Origin of the sequence: Amycolatopsis sp. NPDC051758, assembly GCF_044453095.1 — a bacterium.
GTDB lineage: Bacteria > Actinomycetota > Actinomycetes > Mycobacteriales > Pseudonocardiaceae > Amycolatopsis.
Genome location: NZ_JBITCJ010000013.1, coordinates 158299 through 172354, shown reverse-complemented (window position 1 = coordinate 172354; position 14056 = coordinate 158299). Strand labels below are relative to the sequence as shown.

The 14056-nt window shown below is 71.1% G+C and carries 13 protein-coding genes; 10 read left to right on the top strand and 3 right to left on the bottom strand.

Going from position 1 to position 14056, the window contains the following annotated elements; genetic code table 11:
- Positions 1–75: 75 nt before the first annotated feature.
- The 5 genes from ACIA5G_RS44400 to ACIA5G_RS44380 all read left to right on the top strand — a co-directional run bounded on the left by ACIA5G_RS44400 (position 76) and on the right by ACIA5G_RS44380 (position 3865).
- A complete protein-coding gene (locus ACIA5G_RS44400) occupies positions 76–1227 on the top strand; it encodes a N(5)-(carboxyethyl)ornithine synthase (protein ID WP_395934786.1) in 1152 nt (383 codons plus the stop codon).
- A gap of 136 nt (positions 1228–1363) precedes the next feature.
- The gene (locus ACIA5G_RS44395; RefSeq protein ID WP_395934784.1) at positions 1364–1633 is read left to right on the top strand and encodes a hypothetical protein; all 270 of its coding nucleotides are present in this window, start codon (positions 1364–1366) and stop codon (positions 1631–1633) included.
- A gap of 133 nt (positions 1634–1766) precedes the next feature.
- Complete coding sequence (locus ACIA5G_RS44390; RefSeq protein WP_395934782.1) at positions 1767–2126, top strand: hypothetical protein; 360 nt, start codon at positions 1767–1769, stop codon at positions 2124–2126.
- 153 nt (positions 2127–2279) lie between these two features.
- Positions 2280–2915, top strand: coding sequence for a hypothetical protein (locus ACIA5G_RS44385; RefSeq protein WP_395934780.1), 636 nt, complete (start codon positions 2280–2282; stop codon positions 2913–2915).
- A 110-nt stretch (positions 2916–3025) separates the two neighbouring features.
- Positions 3026–3865, top strand: a complete 840-nt coding sequence (locus ACIA5G_RS44380) for a leishmanolysin-related zinc metalloendopeptidase (RefSeq protein WP_395934778.1) — start codon at positions 3026–3028, stop codon at positions 3863–3865.
- A 105-nt stretch (positions 3866–3970) separates the two neighbouring features.
- On the opposite strand, the gene ACIA5G_RS44375 is transcribed toward ACIA5G_RS44380, so the two are convergent.
- A complete protein-coding gene (locus ACIA5G_RS44375) occupies positions 3971–5119 on the bottom strand; it encodes a serine hydrolase domain-containing protein (RefSeq protein ID WP_395934776.1) in 1149 nt (382 codons plus the stop codon).
- A 244-nt stretch (positions 5120–5363) separates the two neighbouring features.
- Between ACIA5G_RS44375 and ACIA5G_RS44370 the strand changes: the two genes are divergently transcribed.
- Positions 5364–6401, top strand: a complete 1038-nt coding sequence (locus tag ACIA5G_RS44370) for a M4 family metallopeptidase (RefSeq protein ID WP_395934773.1) — start codon at positions 5364–5366, stop codon at positions 6399–6401.
- Positions 6402–6406: 5 nt separating this feature from the next.
- Here the strand turns inward: ACIA5G_RS44370 and ACIA5G_RS44365 are convergent, their stop codons facing one another.
- A complete protein-coding gene (locus tag ACIA5G_RS44365; RefSeq protein WP_395934771.1) occupies positions 6407–6634 on the bottom strand; it encodes a hypothetical protein in 228 nt (75 codons plus the stop codon).
- Between the two features lie 103 nt (positions 6635–6737).
- Here ACIA5G_RS44365 and ACIA5G_RS44360 point away from each other — a divergent pair, with 103 nt between their 5' ends.
- The 4 genes from ACIA5G_RS44360 to ACIA5G_RS44345 all read left to right on the top strand — a co-directional run bounded on the left by ACIA5G_RS44360 (position 6738) and on the right by ACIA5G_RS44345 (position 10757).
- Entirely contained in the window at positions 6738–7022 is a 285-nt protein-coding gene (locus tag ACIA5G_RS44360; RefSeq protein WP_395934769.1) for a protealysin inhibitor emfourin, read from the top strand.
- A gap of 152 nt (positions 7023–7174) precedes the next feature.
- A complete protein-coding gene (locus ACIA5G_RS44355; protein WP_395934767.1) occupies positions 7175–8275 on the top strand; it encodes a terpene synthase family protein in 1101 nt (366 codons plus the stop codon).
- Positions 8272–9708, top strand: a complete 1437-nt coding sequence (locus ACIA5G_RS44350; protein WP_395934765.1) for a cytochrome P450 — start codon at positions 8272–8274, stop codon at positions 9706–9708. Before ACIA5G_RS44355 ends, ACIA5G_RS44350 begins: the two co-directional genes overlap by 4 nt.
- The gene (locus ACIA5G_RS44345; RefSeq protein WP_395934763.1) at positions 9705–10757 is read left to right on the top strand and encodes a polyprenyl synthetase family protein; all 1053 of its coding nucleotides are present in this window, start codon (positions 9705–9707) and stop codon (positions 10755–10757) included. The genes ACIA5G_RS44350 and ACIA5G_RS44345 overlap by 4 nt, the downstream gene beginning before the upstream one ends.
- Positions 10758–10801: 44 nt before the next feature.
- Here ACIA5G_RS44345 and ACIA5G_RS44340 read toward each other — a convergent pair whose 3' ends face one another.
- The gene (locus tag ACIA5G_RS44340; protein WP_395934761.1) at positions 10802–13621 is read right to left on the bottom strand and encodes an AbfB domain-containing protein; all 2820 of its coding nucleotides are present in this window, start codon (positions 13619–13621) and stop codon (positions 10802–10804) included.
- Between the last annotated feature and the right edge of the window lie 435 nt (positions 13622–14056).

The following is a 14056-nucleotide window of genomic DNA, read 5'->3' as shown; positions in this document are numbered from 1 at the left end:
TGTGGACTCAACGGTCCGCGCGGGACGGTGCCCGCGCCGTGCGGCTAGACTCGGGGTCTAGCAAAGGGGCCCCCAGTGGACCAGCTCACCCTCGGCGTCGTCGCGCATTCGCGCAAAGCGGACGAACGCCGGTTGCCCATCCACCCACGCCACGTCGAGCGGATCGACGCCGATCTGCGTGACCGCATCTACCTCGAACACGGCTACGGCGAGGCCTTCGGCGTGCCGGACGAACAGCTGAAGGGCCTCGTCGCCGGGATGCGCACGCGCGAGCAGCTCATCGCCGAGACCGACGTCGTCCTGCTGGCCAAGCCGATCCGCGAGGACGTCGCCGAGCTGCGGACGGGCCAGGTGCTGTGGGGCTGGCCGCACTGCGTCCAGGACCAGGAGCTCACGCAGCTGGCGATCGACAGCCGGCTGACGTTGATCGCCTTCGAGGCGATGAACCACTGGAACCGCGACGGCTCGTTCGGCCTGCACGTCTTCCACAAGAACAACGAGCTGGCCGGGTACAGCTCGGTGCTGCACGCCCTGCAGCTGGCCGGCTCGACCGGCGACTACGGCCGCCGGCTGCGGGCCGTGGTGATCGGCTTCGGCGCGACGGCGCGCGGTTCGGTGACCGCGCTCAACGCGCACGGCGTGCACGACGTGCACGTGCTCACCGGCCGCGGCATCGCCGCCGTCGGGTCGCCGATCCACTCCGCGACGATGGTGCACTTCGACCACGACGTCACCAACCCGGGTGACCTGCGCCGCAGTCACGCCCGCACCGAGAAGGGCCGGGTGCCGCTGGCCGGGTTCCTCGCCGAGCACGACATCGTCGTCAACTGCGTCCTGCAGGACACCGCCGAGCCCCTGACGTTCCTCGTCGAGGACGACCTGGCCGGGTTCGAGCCGGGCAGCCTCATCGTCGACGTGTCGTGTGACGAAGGGATGGGGTTCAGCTGGGCGCGGCCCACCTCGTTCGCCAGCCCGACGTTCACGGTCGGTGACGGCATCACCTACTACGCCGTCGACCACAGCCCGTCCTACCTGTGGAACTCGGCGTCGTGGGAGATCAGCGAGGCGCTGCTCCCGCTGCTGCGGCCGGTGCTCGGCGGACCGTCCACATGGGACGGTAGCGAGACCGTCCGGCGCGCGATCGAGATCCGGGACGGCGTGGTGCGCAATCCCGCGATCCTGGCCTTCCAGCACCGCGCGGCGGAGTACCCGCACCTCGTGGCGTGAGGGGCCACGGCATCACCCCGTTGCCGTAGACGGAAACCACCCGGGTGGGCGCTGCCGGTCGTTCGCGGCTCTCGCGTAGGGTGGGAAATCGCCCCGGACCCCGGCGACGAATCCGTCGAACCGAACGGGGTGTGCCGTGGAATCGCCGCTGGACGACCTGTACGACGAGTACCCGGTGGGCTGGGTCCTCACCTACCGGCGCCGGCGGACGCCCGGCCCACCGGCCGGCAGCTGCTCGGCCGGGGTCGTCGTCGGCTCGCCGGTGCGGGATCCGCACACGGGCCTGGAAACCATTCCGCTCTCACCCTTCGAGGGTGGCCCGGACGCGCCCACGGTCTGGGTCCCGGACCGCGACGTCATCGGCATCGAGCCCCGCCGGCCCCCGGACGGCGCGGCCGCCTGGTGACGTCCGTCCTCAGTGGATACCCGAAGGGAACCACCCGCCTGGATGAGGGCGTGGCACGCCGGCCTGGCCTAGGCTGGAGGTCGCGCCCCGGAGCCCGGCGCCGGACATGATCTTCGAGCGAACGGGGTGAGGGATGGCTGAGGGCACCGAGGCCGGCCGGCACTGGCCGGCGCGCCACGGCGGTGGTTACCCGGCGGGCTGGCAGGTGCGCTACCGCGGGCGCCCCGGGCGCAGCGCGGCCGGGCGGCCGGCCGAGCCGGAGCGGATCGGCACCGTCGCGGGCCCCAGCCTGCGCGACGAGCACACCAGCACCACGTGGGTGCCGGTCCGGCCCCTCCGCGCGGCCCCCGACACGCCGTTGCGGCTGGTGCGGGCGACGGACATCGTCGACGCCAGCCCGCCGGGTGAGCCCGTTCCCGTGCGTCCCGCCGACGACGGTGAGGACCGGGGCCGCACGGTGGTCGTCGAGCTGCCCGACCGCGGGCCCAGGTAGGAGCCGCGATCCGCGGCGACCTGGCCGTGCGCGAGACCGGGACCGGGCGCAACCTGACCTTCCGGCGGCGCGCATGAGAGGCTTGACCTCGGCCGTAGCCACCGGAGCGAGGTGGCGCACCGAGGGGGGCGGTCACTGGAGACCGAGGACGCCATGACGTACCCGCCGAATCCCGGCCCGCCGCAGCAGCCGTACCCGGGACAGCAGCCCTACCCCGGGCAGCAGCCGTACCCGGCGCCGACGGGCGGCTTCCCCGCCCAGCCGTATCCCGGCCAGCCGTATCCCCAGCAGCCGTACCCGCAGGGGCCGTACCCGGGTTACGGGATGCAGCCGCCGAAGCCGAGCGGGGTCACGGCGATCATCGCGGGGGTGCTCGCGATCCTCGGCGGGTTGTTCTACCTCGTCGGCCTGATCGGCACGATCATCGCGTTGAGCAGCGGCTTCGTGCACTGGCTGTTCTTCGTGTCCCTGGTCGAGGACCTGCTGCTCGCGGGCACGCTGATCACCGGCGGCATCCTCCTGTTCCTTCGCAAGCCGATGGGCCGCGTGCTCACCATCGTCGGCAGCGGCCTGGCCATCCTGGTGATGGTGGTGTCGGTGGTGCTGAACGCGATCGGGGTGGGCGGCCTCGGCGCCGGCGTCGGCGGCGTGTACCTGGGCGGTGCGATCGTCGGCCTGCTGATGGTCCTGATCCCGGCCGGGGCGACGCTGACCCTCGCGATCGTCAAGCCGACCGCCGTCTGGTGCGCCCGCGAGGCGCCGGGCGGGCCCGGTTACCCGATGCGCTGACCCGGCGGGTCACGCCTGGTGGCGGCCCCTTTGATCGCCTCGGTCGCGGGCGTATTTTCTTCGGCGTTCCGGGCTCGGAGAGGTACAGCTCCCACGGGGAAGGAACGACCATGCCGGAACACAAGATCTACCACGCGCGGGCCGACGCCGGGCGTGCGCTGCTGCTCGCGGGCACCGAATCGCCGTTCACCATCACGGTCCGGTTCGAAGGCGGCCTGACCTCGGCCCAGATGGACGCCTTCGCCGCGGCCGCGGATCGGTGGGCCGAGGTGATCGTCGGCGACCTGCCGGACGTCGTGGTCGACGGCGAGCCGGTCGACGACGTGCTGATCATCGCGCGGGGCGCCGACATCGACGGTGCGGGCCACATCCTCGGCCAGGCGCGCATCACGCACGTGCGGCCGGCCGGGAGCGAGCCGTCGGCGTTGCTGCCGGCCCGCGGCGAGATGACGTTCGACAAGGTCGACCTGGCCAAGATGGAAGCCGAGGGCATCCTCGGAGACGTGATCACCCACGAGATGGGCCACGTCGTGGGCGTCGGCTCGCTCTGGGCGGCGAAGGGCCTGCTGGTCGGCAAGGGCACCACCGACCCCACGTTCTCCGGGCCGGCCGCGATGGCCGAGTACCACAAGCTGCGCACCGGCTCGGGCGACCCGGTGCGGGTGCCGGTGGAGGACACCGGCGGCCCGGGCACCCGGGACGTGCACTGGCGGGACCGCACCTTCGGCAACGAGCTGATGACCGGCTTCGTCAACCCCGCGCCGAACCCGCTGAGCCGGCTCACCGCCGCGTCCCTCGGCGACCTCGGTTACCAGGTCGACATCGAAGCGGCCGACCCATACGAGCTGCCCGCGGCCACCCAGCTGCCGCAGCCGGCGGAACGGCTGGCGGTGCACGCGCTCGCCGTCACGCCGGCGCCGGCCGAACTGTCGCGTTCGGACCTGCGCTGACGCACGGCCGCGGCCTGGCTGCGATGCCGTGAACGACTCGTTCACCTCGTCCGACGCGATGAACGAGTCGTTCACGACATCCGGGCGCGCGCACCGGGCCGTCCGTCACTTGCAGAACGCAGTGTCCACAGTGGACATGACCGCCTTCACGCCCTGCTCCCCGTCGCCGAACGTCCCGGGGAGCGCGGTCACCGCGAGCCCCACGGACCGGCCGTCCTCGGTGGCGCCGCCGCGGGTTTCGAAGCCCTCGATGTCACCGCCGTGGCCCCAGAACACCCCGCCGCAGCTGAGCGGGATGCTGAACAGGCCGAGGCCGTACCGCCAGCCCGGCAGCAGCGGCGCGTCGACCGTCTTGCGCATCTCCGCCAGCTGGGCCGGCGGGAGCAGCCGGCCGTCGAGCAGGAGGCGGGAGAACCGGGCGAGGTCACCCGGGGTCGAGATGAGCTGCCCGGCCGCGCCGCCCCAGGACGGGTCCATCTCCGTCGCGTCGACGACGGCGCCGGTGGCGGAGGTCGCGTACCCGTGCGGGTGCGGGCCGTGGATGGTCTGGTCGCCGGGCTGCGGCCAGTACGTGTTCCGCAGGTCCGCCTTCTTGATGACGCGCTCGGTGATCTGCTCCTGCACCGGACGTCCGCTCACGTGCTCGATCAGCAGGCCGGCCAGCAGGTAGTTGGTGTTGCTGTACTCCCAGTTCGTGCCGGGCGCGAACTTCGCCGGGTGGGCCAGCGCCGCGGCGAGCAGGTCGTGGGGCTGGAAGAACTTGTGCTGGACCTTTTCGAAGTCCTCGAGTCCGATGTACTCGGTGTAGTTGGGCAGCCCGCTGGTGTGCTGCAGCAGCTGCCGGACGGTGATGTCGGCGCCGTTGATGCCTTCGCCGCGCACCACTCCGGGCAGGTAGCGCTCGATGGGCGCGTCCAGCACGACCTTGCCTTCGGCCACCAGCTGCAGCACGACGATCGCGGTGAACGTCTTCGTGTTGCTGCCCGCCCGGACCTCGCCGTCGGGCGGGACGGGGACCTGGCGCCCGAGCCGGGCGGACCCGGCGACCAGCGTCGTCGTGCGGCCGCCCTTGGTCACCGAGGCGAGCGCGGCCGGGAACTTCTCCTGGCTCACCAGCGCGTCGAGGCTGTCCCGGACGGCTTGGTCCCGGGGCCGGTCCGCGGCCGCCGCGCTGGTCAGGGCGGCGCCCATCAGTCCCGCCACGGTCAGGGCCACTGCGCCCTTGCGTGCCGCCGAGATGGCTGTGCTCTGCATCGCTTCTCCTTCGCCGCCGGTGAATGACACCTCGAATGGTGGCCGGATCCGCCGCGAAGATCAGTAGCGCTGCCTACCGAACCCAGGGTGGTGCTGGCGCTACCGCCAAGGCGCCGCAAGAGCCGCCGGCGGGCCGGTGAATTCGTGCACTCTTTCGGCGGTAGCGACGCGGAAATCGGGTGGTAGACCTGGAGGGAATCGAATCGTCGATATTCGTGATCTATTTTCGCCAGGAGGAGATGTCATGCGGAAAATTGTTTGCTCTTACGTGCCGCCGCATATCATCGATCACATCGCCAGGGTTTCCGGGAAATCGCCCGACGGCGCCGGCGCCGCGCAACGGACGGCGCTGGCCGGGCAGTTGCTGCGCGACGCCCGCCGCGCGCCGCTCGGTGGTGCGGCCGATTTGGGTGCGGCCCTGCACACCCCGCAGCCCGGCAAGGGTGAGCGGGTGATCTTCGACGACGGTCATCAGTGGCAGCTGAGTACCAGCCCGATTCGTGGCGAGGACGACCCGCCGACGAAGCTGAAGAACGCGAACCTCGCCTATGACGGGCTCGGCAGCACCCGGGAGTTCTACCGAAAGGAACTCGGCCGTGACTCACTCGACAATGCGGGCCTGACGCTGCAGGGGCACGTCGACTTCGGTGCCGACTTCAACAACGCCTTCTGGGACGGGACCGAAATGGTCTTCGGCAACGGGGACGGGCAGATATTCAAGGATTTCACCGGCGATGTCGATGTCATCGGGCACGAGCTGACCCACGGGGTGACCCAGTACACCGCCGGGCTGCAGTACTCGGACCAGCCCGGCGCGTTGAACGAGGCGACGTCCGACATCTTCGGCGTGTGCGTCGAACAGTTCAGCAAAAACCTCGACGCCGGCACCTTCAACTGGCTGATCGGCGAAGACGTGATGGCCGACGGCCTCTACGGCGAAGCGATCCGGTCGATGGCCCACCCCGGCACCGCCTACGACAACCCCCTGATGGGCAAGGACCCACAGGCCGCCGACATGTCGCAGTACGTGCCGGGTGGTGATCCGCACGTCAACAGCGGCATCGTCAACCGCGTGTTCTACCTGGTCGCCACCGATCTCGGCACGTTCCCGGCGGCGAAGCTGTGGTACGCCACGCTGCAGAACCTGTGGCCGACCGCCGATTTCGCGGCCGCGGCCGACGTGTGTGCGCAGATGGCCCGCATCCTGGCCCGGGACGGGGTCATCGGGCGGCAGGGCGCTCAAACCGTGCGCGCAGCCTTCCACGAGGTGGGCATCATCTGACGAGGTCAGCCGGCCATCCGCGCCGCCGGCTCCGCCACCTGTGCACCCGGGCCGCACCAGTCGACGTCGCAGTCCGGGCAGGACCAGGTGAAGTGCCGGTGGTGCCGGTTGCGCCAGGGCACCTCTTTGTAACGCGGGGTGTCGCAGGCCCAGCACTCAGCCATCACCAGGGACATGTTGGTCGCTTCTGCCGGCCGTTCCGCGGAGCGGCCGGCGTGTCCGTGTTCGGGCACGAGTGGTCCTCTCGCCGTATCCTCGTGGTGCGCTCGGCACATCACCGGGGGAGAATGCCCCACTGCTTGCCCGGCGAAACGACGAGCGTCAAGGGGAGTCGTGATGAAGGTACGGGTCACCCGAAGCGGCGGCTTCGCCGGTGTTCGGCTCGTGGCCGAAGCGGACCTGGCCACGTTGCCCGCCGAGCGGGCCGCAGCGGTCCGGGAAGCGGTCTCGGAGATCGACTTCGCTGCGAAGGCTCCGCCCGCACCGCCGATACCGGACGGTTTCCACTACCGGATCGACGTCTGGGGGGACGACGGTCACGTCGAGCTGACCGCTGACGACCCCTTCGTTCCGCCGCCGGTGCGGAAGCTGGTGCTGCTGCTCGAGCGCGCCGGCCGCTGAGGCCCGGCCCCCGGATCACGGCCGGGCACCGTCCACTCGAAGTCCTTTATGGACAGTCCGAGGACACCAAGCACGCTCGGAGTGGACGCTCCCGGCCGGGGTCAGCAGAATCAGGCGGCATCAAGCAGGCGCAACCTGTGTGCTGCCTGGACATGGGGGTCCACCTTATGACCGCGATATCCACTGTTCCCGGGATTCGGGAGTTCCACCTCCCCGAACTGCCCCGGCTCCTTCCCTACGCCTACCACCCCAAGGCCGCGCAGATCGAGATCGCGTCGAACGGCTGGGTGCGGGAGTTCCTCGGCGAGTGCTTCCCCGACGAGGAGTCCCTGCTGGTGTTCCTCCGCCAGCGCAACGGAATCTACGGCCCGATCACGGTTCCCTTCGCCGCCGACGACCGGGCGCGCAACATCGCCGACTGGTACCAGTTCGTCACCGTCATCGACAGCTTCGTCTCCGACCGGTCGGCGCTGGGCGCCAGCCACGACGGGGCGCGGCAGGTGTTCGCCGCGATCATGGCCGATGTGGACGACGCCGACGCGCTGACCCGCGAGTTCCCCTACGGGCGGGCGGCCCGCGACCTGTGGCTGCGCATCAGCGCCGGCCTCGCCCCGGCCCAGGTGCGCCGGCTCGTCGGCAGCCTGGAGGCGTTCCTGCGCGGCTGCGCGACCGAGATCGAGTCGAAGCTCACCGACGCGATCCCCGACTACGAAACGTGCATGGCGGTCCGCCAGGACAGCTTCGGGTGCGACTTCCTGGAGCTGTTCACCGAGTACGCCGCCGGCGTCGACATGACCGAGCTGCGGGCCGAGCCCGAGTTCGCCGAGATCCACACGCACTCCATGCGGCAGATGATCATCGTCAACGACCTCCTTTCCTGGCGCAAGGAGCACGCCGACGGCGACACCATGACCGCGGTGCGCGTGCTGTGGCAGCAGGAAGGCCTCGGCCTGCAGGACGCGATCAACCGCCTCTGCGCGCTCGTCGAGCACCACGAGCGGGCCTACATCGCGGTCCGCGACCGCGTCCTCGCCGGCCCGCTCGGGCAGCGCGAGGACGTGCGCGCCTACCTCGAGGGCATGGATCTGCTCATCGGCGGCAGCCAGGAGTTCGAGTACCTCACGCCCCGCTACTTCGGCGACGGCTCGGTGTGGGACGGCACGACGTCGGGCTGGCTCGACCTCACCGCACCGGTGGCCAGGTTCCGCCCGGCGCCGTCGACCGCAAGCGCCGAGACCTGGGAGTGGAAATGACGATCGTCAAGGAAAGCCCCTCGGCGGCCACCTACACCGTCGGCGAGGCGCCCGGCCGGGTGCCGCTGCTCGGCCACGTTCCCCAGCTGTGGCGCAGGCCCCTGGAGTTCCTGACCTCGCTGCCGGCCCACGGTGACCTGGTGGCGTTCCGGCTCGGCCCCCGGCTCGCCTACATCGCCTGCCACCACGACCTGGTCACCCAGCTGCTGCACGACTCGCGGACGTTCGACAAGGGCGGCCCGCTGTTCGAGAAGGCCCGGCTGCTGGTCGGCGACGGCCTGGTCAGCTCCGGGTTCGAGAGCCACCGCCGGCAGCGGCGCCTGGTGCAGCCGGCGTTCCACCGCGCGCGGATGCCGCACTACATCGACATCATGGCCGAGGAGATCGACGCCGAGCTGTCGTCGTGGCGGCCCGGGGTCGCGTTCAACGTCAGCGACATCACCCACGGCCTGACCCTGCGGATCACCGCGCGCACGATGTTCGCCACCCGGATCGGCGAGGACGCCGTGCGGGCGGTGACCGAGTGCATGCCGGTCATCATGCAGGGCGTCTACCGCCGGATGATCTCACCGACCTCGCTGATCGAGAAGATCCCCAACAAGCACAACCGGCTCTTCGCCGAGGCCCAGGTCCGGATGCGCGACGTCATCAGCGACACGGTCGCCGAGTACCGGCGCTCCGGGGCCGACCAGGGTGACGTGCTGTCGATCCTGGTCAACCAGCGTGACGAGGAGACCGGCGAAGGGCTGACCGACCAGGAGATCCACGACCAGGTCATGACCGTGCTCATCGGCGGCACCGAGACCACCGGGAACACCCTGGCCTGGACGTTCCACCTGCTCGCCCGGCACCCCGAGATCGAGGCGAAGCTGCAGGACGAGGTCACCACCGTCTTCGGCGGCCGGCGGCCCACCAGCGCCGACCTGCCGCGGCTGGAGTACACCGACCGCGTGCTCACCGAGACGCTGCGCATGTACCCGCCGGCGTGGCTGCTGTCCCGCACGACGACCCGCGACGTCGAGATCGCCGGCGCGCGGCTGTCGGCCGGCACGCCGGTCTTCTACAGCTCGTACCTGCTCGGCCGCAACCCGGAGATGTTCCCGGACCCGGACCGCTACGACCCGGACCGCTGGCTGCCGGAGCGGGCGAAGCAGTTGCCGCGCAACGCCGTTCTCCCGTTCGGGCAGGGCAACCGCAAGTGCATCGGGGACAACTTCGGCATCGCCGAGACGACCTTGACGCTGGCCGCGGCGGTGGCGCGGTGGCGGCTGCGGCCGGTGCCCGGCCACCGGATCAGCACCGCGCCCAAGGCGTCGCTGGGCACCGGCCCGCTGCCCATGGTGCCGGAGCCGGTCGCCCAGGCCGACCGGCCGGCCCCGCCGGCCGCTGCCGCCGGCTGCCCGGTGGACCACCGGACGGGGGAGCCGTCGTGAGCGCCGCACTGAACGCGCGGAGCACCGTCGACGGCACGAACGTCGCCGCGCTGATGACGTCCGCGCCGCACCGGATCGTCGCGAACCTGGCCGGCCCGGCCGTGCTCGCGGCCGACCTCGCCGGGTGCCTCGGGCGGATCGGCACGATCGCCTCGGCCGAACCGCTGATCGTCTCCGACGTCGTCGCCGGCGTGGTCGGCGGCGGCAAACGGCTGCGCCCGCTGCTCGTGCTCGCCACGGCGTACGCGGCCGCGGCGCCGCTGGACCCGCGGGCGCGGGACCGGGCCGTGCAGGCCGGCGCGGTGGTCGAACTGCTGCACCTGGCGAGCCTCGTGCACGACGACGTCATGGACGAGTCCGCCACCCGCCACGGGGTCGACAGCGTCAACATCCGCGAGGGCAACATCCGCGCGGTGCTCGCGGGTGACTACCTGCTGGCGCAAGGACTCCTGGCCGGCAGCAGCCTCGGCGCCGAAGAGGGCGCGGTCGCGGCGCGGACGTTCAGCCGGCTCTGCGAGGGCCAGGCCCGCGAGTCCGCCGCGCTGTTCGACGTGGACCGCACGGAGGAGTCCTACCTGGAGGCGATCTCCGGCAAGACCGCCGCGCTGCTCGCGACCGCCTGCCGGCTGGGGGCGATGGCGGTCGGGCTGCCCGCCGACGCCGTCGAGGCGCTGGCCGCGTACGGCCATCACATGGGGCTGGCGTTCCAGCTGGTGGACGACCTGCTCGACGTGACGTCCTCGGCGGAGGCGCTGGGCAAGCCGGCCGGGCACGACATCGTCGAGGGTGTTTACACGCTGCCGGTGGTGCACGCCCTGCGTGAGCGGCCGGGCCTGCGCGAGCTGCTGCGCCGGGGGGACCGGGCGGCCGCGGCCGTGGCGGTCCGCGTCGTCCGGGAAACCGGCGGCCTCGACGTCACCCGGCGGGCCGCAGAAGCGCACTCGGCCCAGGCGATCGACGCGCTGTCGGCCGCCGCGGAGCACCTGAGCCCGGCGGGCCGCACCATGCTCGCCGAGCTGGCGGACGTCCTCGTCGAACGACGGCACTGAAAACCCCGGCCACGACCGCTGCTCGGTCGTGGCCGGGGGTCACCTCACGGGGCCCAGGGTGGGGCGACGGACCAGCTGCTGTCCGCCGTCACCGTCTGCGGCCGGTCGGAGTCGGTGCCCGCCCCCGACGCGATGTACACCGCGGAGTCGAAGTGGCGCAGGAACGCCCCGGCGATGTTGAGCGACTCGAACGTCACGCCGGTGCCGCCGACACCCGGCCGGGTGCAGAACGTCGCGTCCGCGCGCATCAGCGCCGAGCCGTCGTCCGGTGAGTTGCGGACCCGGCCGTCCTGGTGGCGCAGGAACTGGCCGGGGTAGTTCACCGACTCGAAGGAGTAGCACGACGACTCGCCGAGCCCGCGGCGCACGGTGTAGGTGGCGTCCTGCTTGAGCAGCGCGCTGCTGCCGCCGGTGACGACCTCGGTGTAGGCCAGGCCGCCGGCGTGCCGCAGGTACCGGTCGGTGTAACCCCACGTCGTCACCCGCAGGGACTGCCGGGCGTTCACCGCGAGCGGCACCGAGCTGCGCCACAACGCCGGCGCCGTGACGTTCCAGGTCGCGTCCGCGGCGAAGCTCGTCGCCGTGTCCCACGGGTTCGGGCCGCCACTGACGGCCAGGTAGACGTTGTCGTTGTAGTGGCGCAGGTACCGGCCCGGCAGGTTCAGCGACTCGAACGACGTCCCGCCAGCCGCGAGGCCCGAGCGGCTGCACCAGGTGGCGTCGGCCGTGAACGTCCCGCCGGTGTCGCTGTCGATGCGGACGCGGTTGTCGCTGTGCCGCAGGTACTTCCCGGGGAAGTTGACCGATTCGAACGAGAAGCACTTCGGGTTCGCCAGCCCCGCCACGGTGCGGAACGACGCGTCCTGCCGGGCGGCGTCGGGGCTCGCCGTTGTCAGGACGTCGGTGCGGGCGAAGGAATCGGCGTGGCGCAGGTACCGGTCGGTGAACCCGGGGGTGGTCACCTTGAACGACCGGAGGTGCCCGAGTGTCAGCGGCACCGCGGCGTTCTGGTTGCGGGACGCGGCGATCAGGTCGGCGTGCGCCGCGCGGACGCGGGCGGTGTCGACCTTCTGCACCCGCCGGTCGTAGGTGTAGAGGCCGTTGTATTCCCCTTCGACGTCGGTGATTTCGGTGTAGACCGACGCCGAGACGCCCTTCGTGGTCATCAGCTGCCGGACGTCCCGGACCATGCCGGTGTAGCGGTCGTTGAGCTGGTCCGCGCTCGACATCTGTTCGTAGGCGAAGAATTGGCCGTTGGGACTGTATTCGTGGCCGGGGTTGCGCAGCCCGAGCCCGCCGAACTCGCCGAGCACGGACGCGCGGGTCGCGGTCGGCCGGGGTGCGTCCGGTCCGGTGTAGACGTGCCAGTCGAGCAGGTCGCCGGTGCCCGGGTCACCCTTGGCGGAACAGCAGTTGCTGCCGCTGTGCGGGTTCATCAGCCGGGTCGGGTCGTAGCTCTCCAAGCTGGTGGTCACGCGCTTGGTGTCGTCGAGGTTCCACTCGCCCCAGCCTTCGTTGAACGGCACGTAGGTCACGACGGCGGGGGAGAAGCGGTGCTCGTCGACTATCTCGCGGGCTTCGGTCTCGAACTCGGCGATCTGCGCCGGTGTCCGGTTCGCGTCGTTGCTCAGCGTCGACGGGATGTCCTGCCACACCAGCAAACCGAGGCGGTCGGCCCAGTAGTACCAGCGCGCGGGTTCGACCTTGATGTGCTTGCGGACCATGTTGAAGCCCAGGTCCTTGTGCTTCTGCAGGTCCGACGCCAGCGCCGCGTCGGTGGGCGCGGTGTACAGGCCGTCGGGCCAGAAACCTTGGTCCAGCGTGCCGACCTGGAACACGAACTCGCCGTTGAGGGTCGGGCGCACGACGCCGTTGACGTTCTTGGTGCCGACCTCACGCATGCCGAAGTAGCTGACGACCTGGTCGACCGTGGCGCCGGCGGCATTGCGCAGCGACACCCGCAGGTCGTAGAGGAACGGGTCGTCGGGCGACCACCGCCGCGCGTTCGGCACCGGCACCGAGAACTCGGTGAAACCACCGGTCGCACTGCCCACGACGGCGCCGCCGGTCATCGACTCGGCGAGCACGGAGTACCCGCCGACGTCACCACGGCCGAACACCCGCACGCGTGCGGTGTTGTTCGCCAGGTTCGGGTAGATGTCGACGGAGAAGATCGACGACGGCGCGGTCGGCTCGAGCCAGACGGTCTGCCAGATGCCGGAAGTGGGCGTGTAGAAGATGCCCGAGGGGTTGTTGACCTGCTTGCCCAGCGGCTGCTTCTCGCCGCGGCCGTCGGTCGGGTCGTAAACGCGGACGACGATCTCGTTGGTGCCGCCGTTCAGCTGGGCGGTGACGTCGGCCTCGAACCGGTCGTAGCCGCCCTTGTGGGTGGCGACCTGGACACCGTTGACCCACACGGTGGCCTCGTAGTCGACGGCGCCGAAGTGCAGCTGCACGTGCCGCCCGGCCCAGGCCTGCGGCACGGTGAAGGTGCGGCGGTAGAACATCAGGTCGCGGTTGTCGTTGCGCATGATCCCGGAGAGCGCGGACTCGACCGGGTAGGGCACGAGGATGCGTTCGGGGAGGGTCTGCCCGAGCGGCGGCGCGGCGTACCGGTCGACGCTGCCCCCGGAGCCGGTGGCGGGGTTGAGGAACTGCCACTCCCCGTTGAGCGACTGCCAGTCGGGCCGCGTCATCTGCGGCCGCGGGTAGTCGGGCAGCGGGTTGGTGGTGCTCACCTGCGAAGTCCACGGGGTGGTGAGCGGGGGTGTCTTCGGCACGATGTCGGCGTACGCGGCCGGCAAGGCCGGGCTCACGACGATCGCGCACAAGAGCGCGAGGACCAGGGTGACGAGGCGGCGCATCGGACTCCTCGGACGGAATGCGCACGGAAGCCACGTACCGGCCTGGCGGGGACGGCGCAGAACTCCGGGCGGGGCGGCGAACGGGGTGGGCACGCCGAGCCCGGAGCACTACGGCGGGCTCGTCGAATCGAACGTAACACGAGACATGGACAAACGGAACAACTCAGAAACCACCAGACAATCAACATGCGGTGGTCGGGTGTTCGCCGCGGAAGGTCTTGGGGGTGTGCTCTCAGAGGTGGGATCGCGACGTGGGGTGATCGAGTTAGCCGGGTGGCCGGAGTCGGCCGGTGGCCGGAGTCGGCAGGGGCGCCGGGTGGTGGGATCGCGACGGGGTGCAGAGGACCGCCGGAGCGCCGGATCGCGGAGCCGGGTTAACGCTGATGGCCCGGCGGAATCGGCGCCGGATCGCGGAGCCGGGTTAACGCTGATGGC

Excerpts from the sequence above, each read along its gene's own strand:
- ACIA5G_RS44390 (WP_395934782.1), top strand. The coding sequence starts at position 1,767 with ATGGCTGAGGGCACCGAGGCCGGCCGGCACTGGCCGGCGCGCCACGGC.
- ACIA5G_RS44385 (WP_395934780.1), top strand. The coding sequence starts at position 2,280 with ATGACGTACCCGCCGAATCCCGGCCCGCCGCAGCAGCCGTACCCGGGA.
- ACIA5G_RS44380 (WP_395934778.1), top strand. The coding sequence starts at position 3,026 with ATGCCGGAACACAAGATCTACCACGCGCGGGCCGACGCCGGGCGTGCG.
- ACIA5G_RS44375 (WP_395934776.1), bottom strand. The coding sequence starts at position 5,119 with ATGCAGAGCACAGCCATCTCGGCGGCACGCAAGGGCGCAGTGGCCCTG.
- ACIA5G_RS44370 (WP_395934773.1), top strand. The coding sequence starts at position 5,364 with ATGCGGAAAATTGTTTGCTCTTACGTGCCGCCGCATATCATCGATCAC.
- ACIA5G_RS44360 (WP_395934769.1), top strand. The coding sequence starts at position 6,738 with ATGAAGGTACGGGTCACCCGAAGCGGCGGCTTCGCCGGTGTTCGGCTC.
- ACIA5G_RS44355 (WP_395934767.1), top strand. The coding sequence starts at position 7,175 with ATGGGGGTCCACCTTATGACCGCGATATCCACTGTTCCCGGGATTCGG.
- ACIA5G_RS44350 (WP_395934765.1), top strand. The coding sequence starts at position 8,272 with ATGACGATCGTCAAGGAAAGCCCCTCGGCGGCCACCTACACCGTCGGC.
- ACIA5G_RS44340 (WP_395934761.1), bottom strand. The coding sequence starts at position 13,621 with ATGCGCCGCCTCGTCACCCTGGTCCTCGCGCTCTTGTGCGCGATCGTC.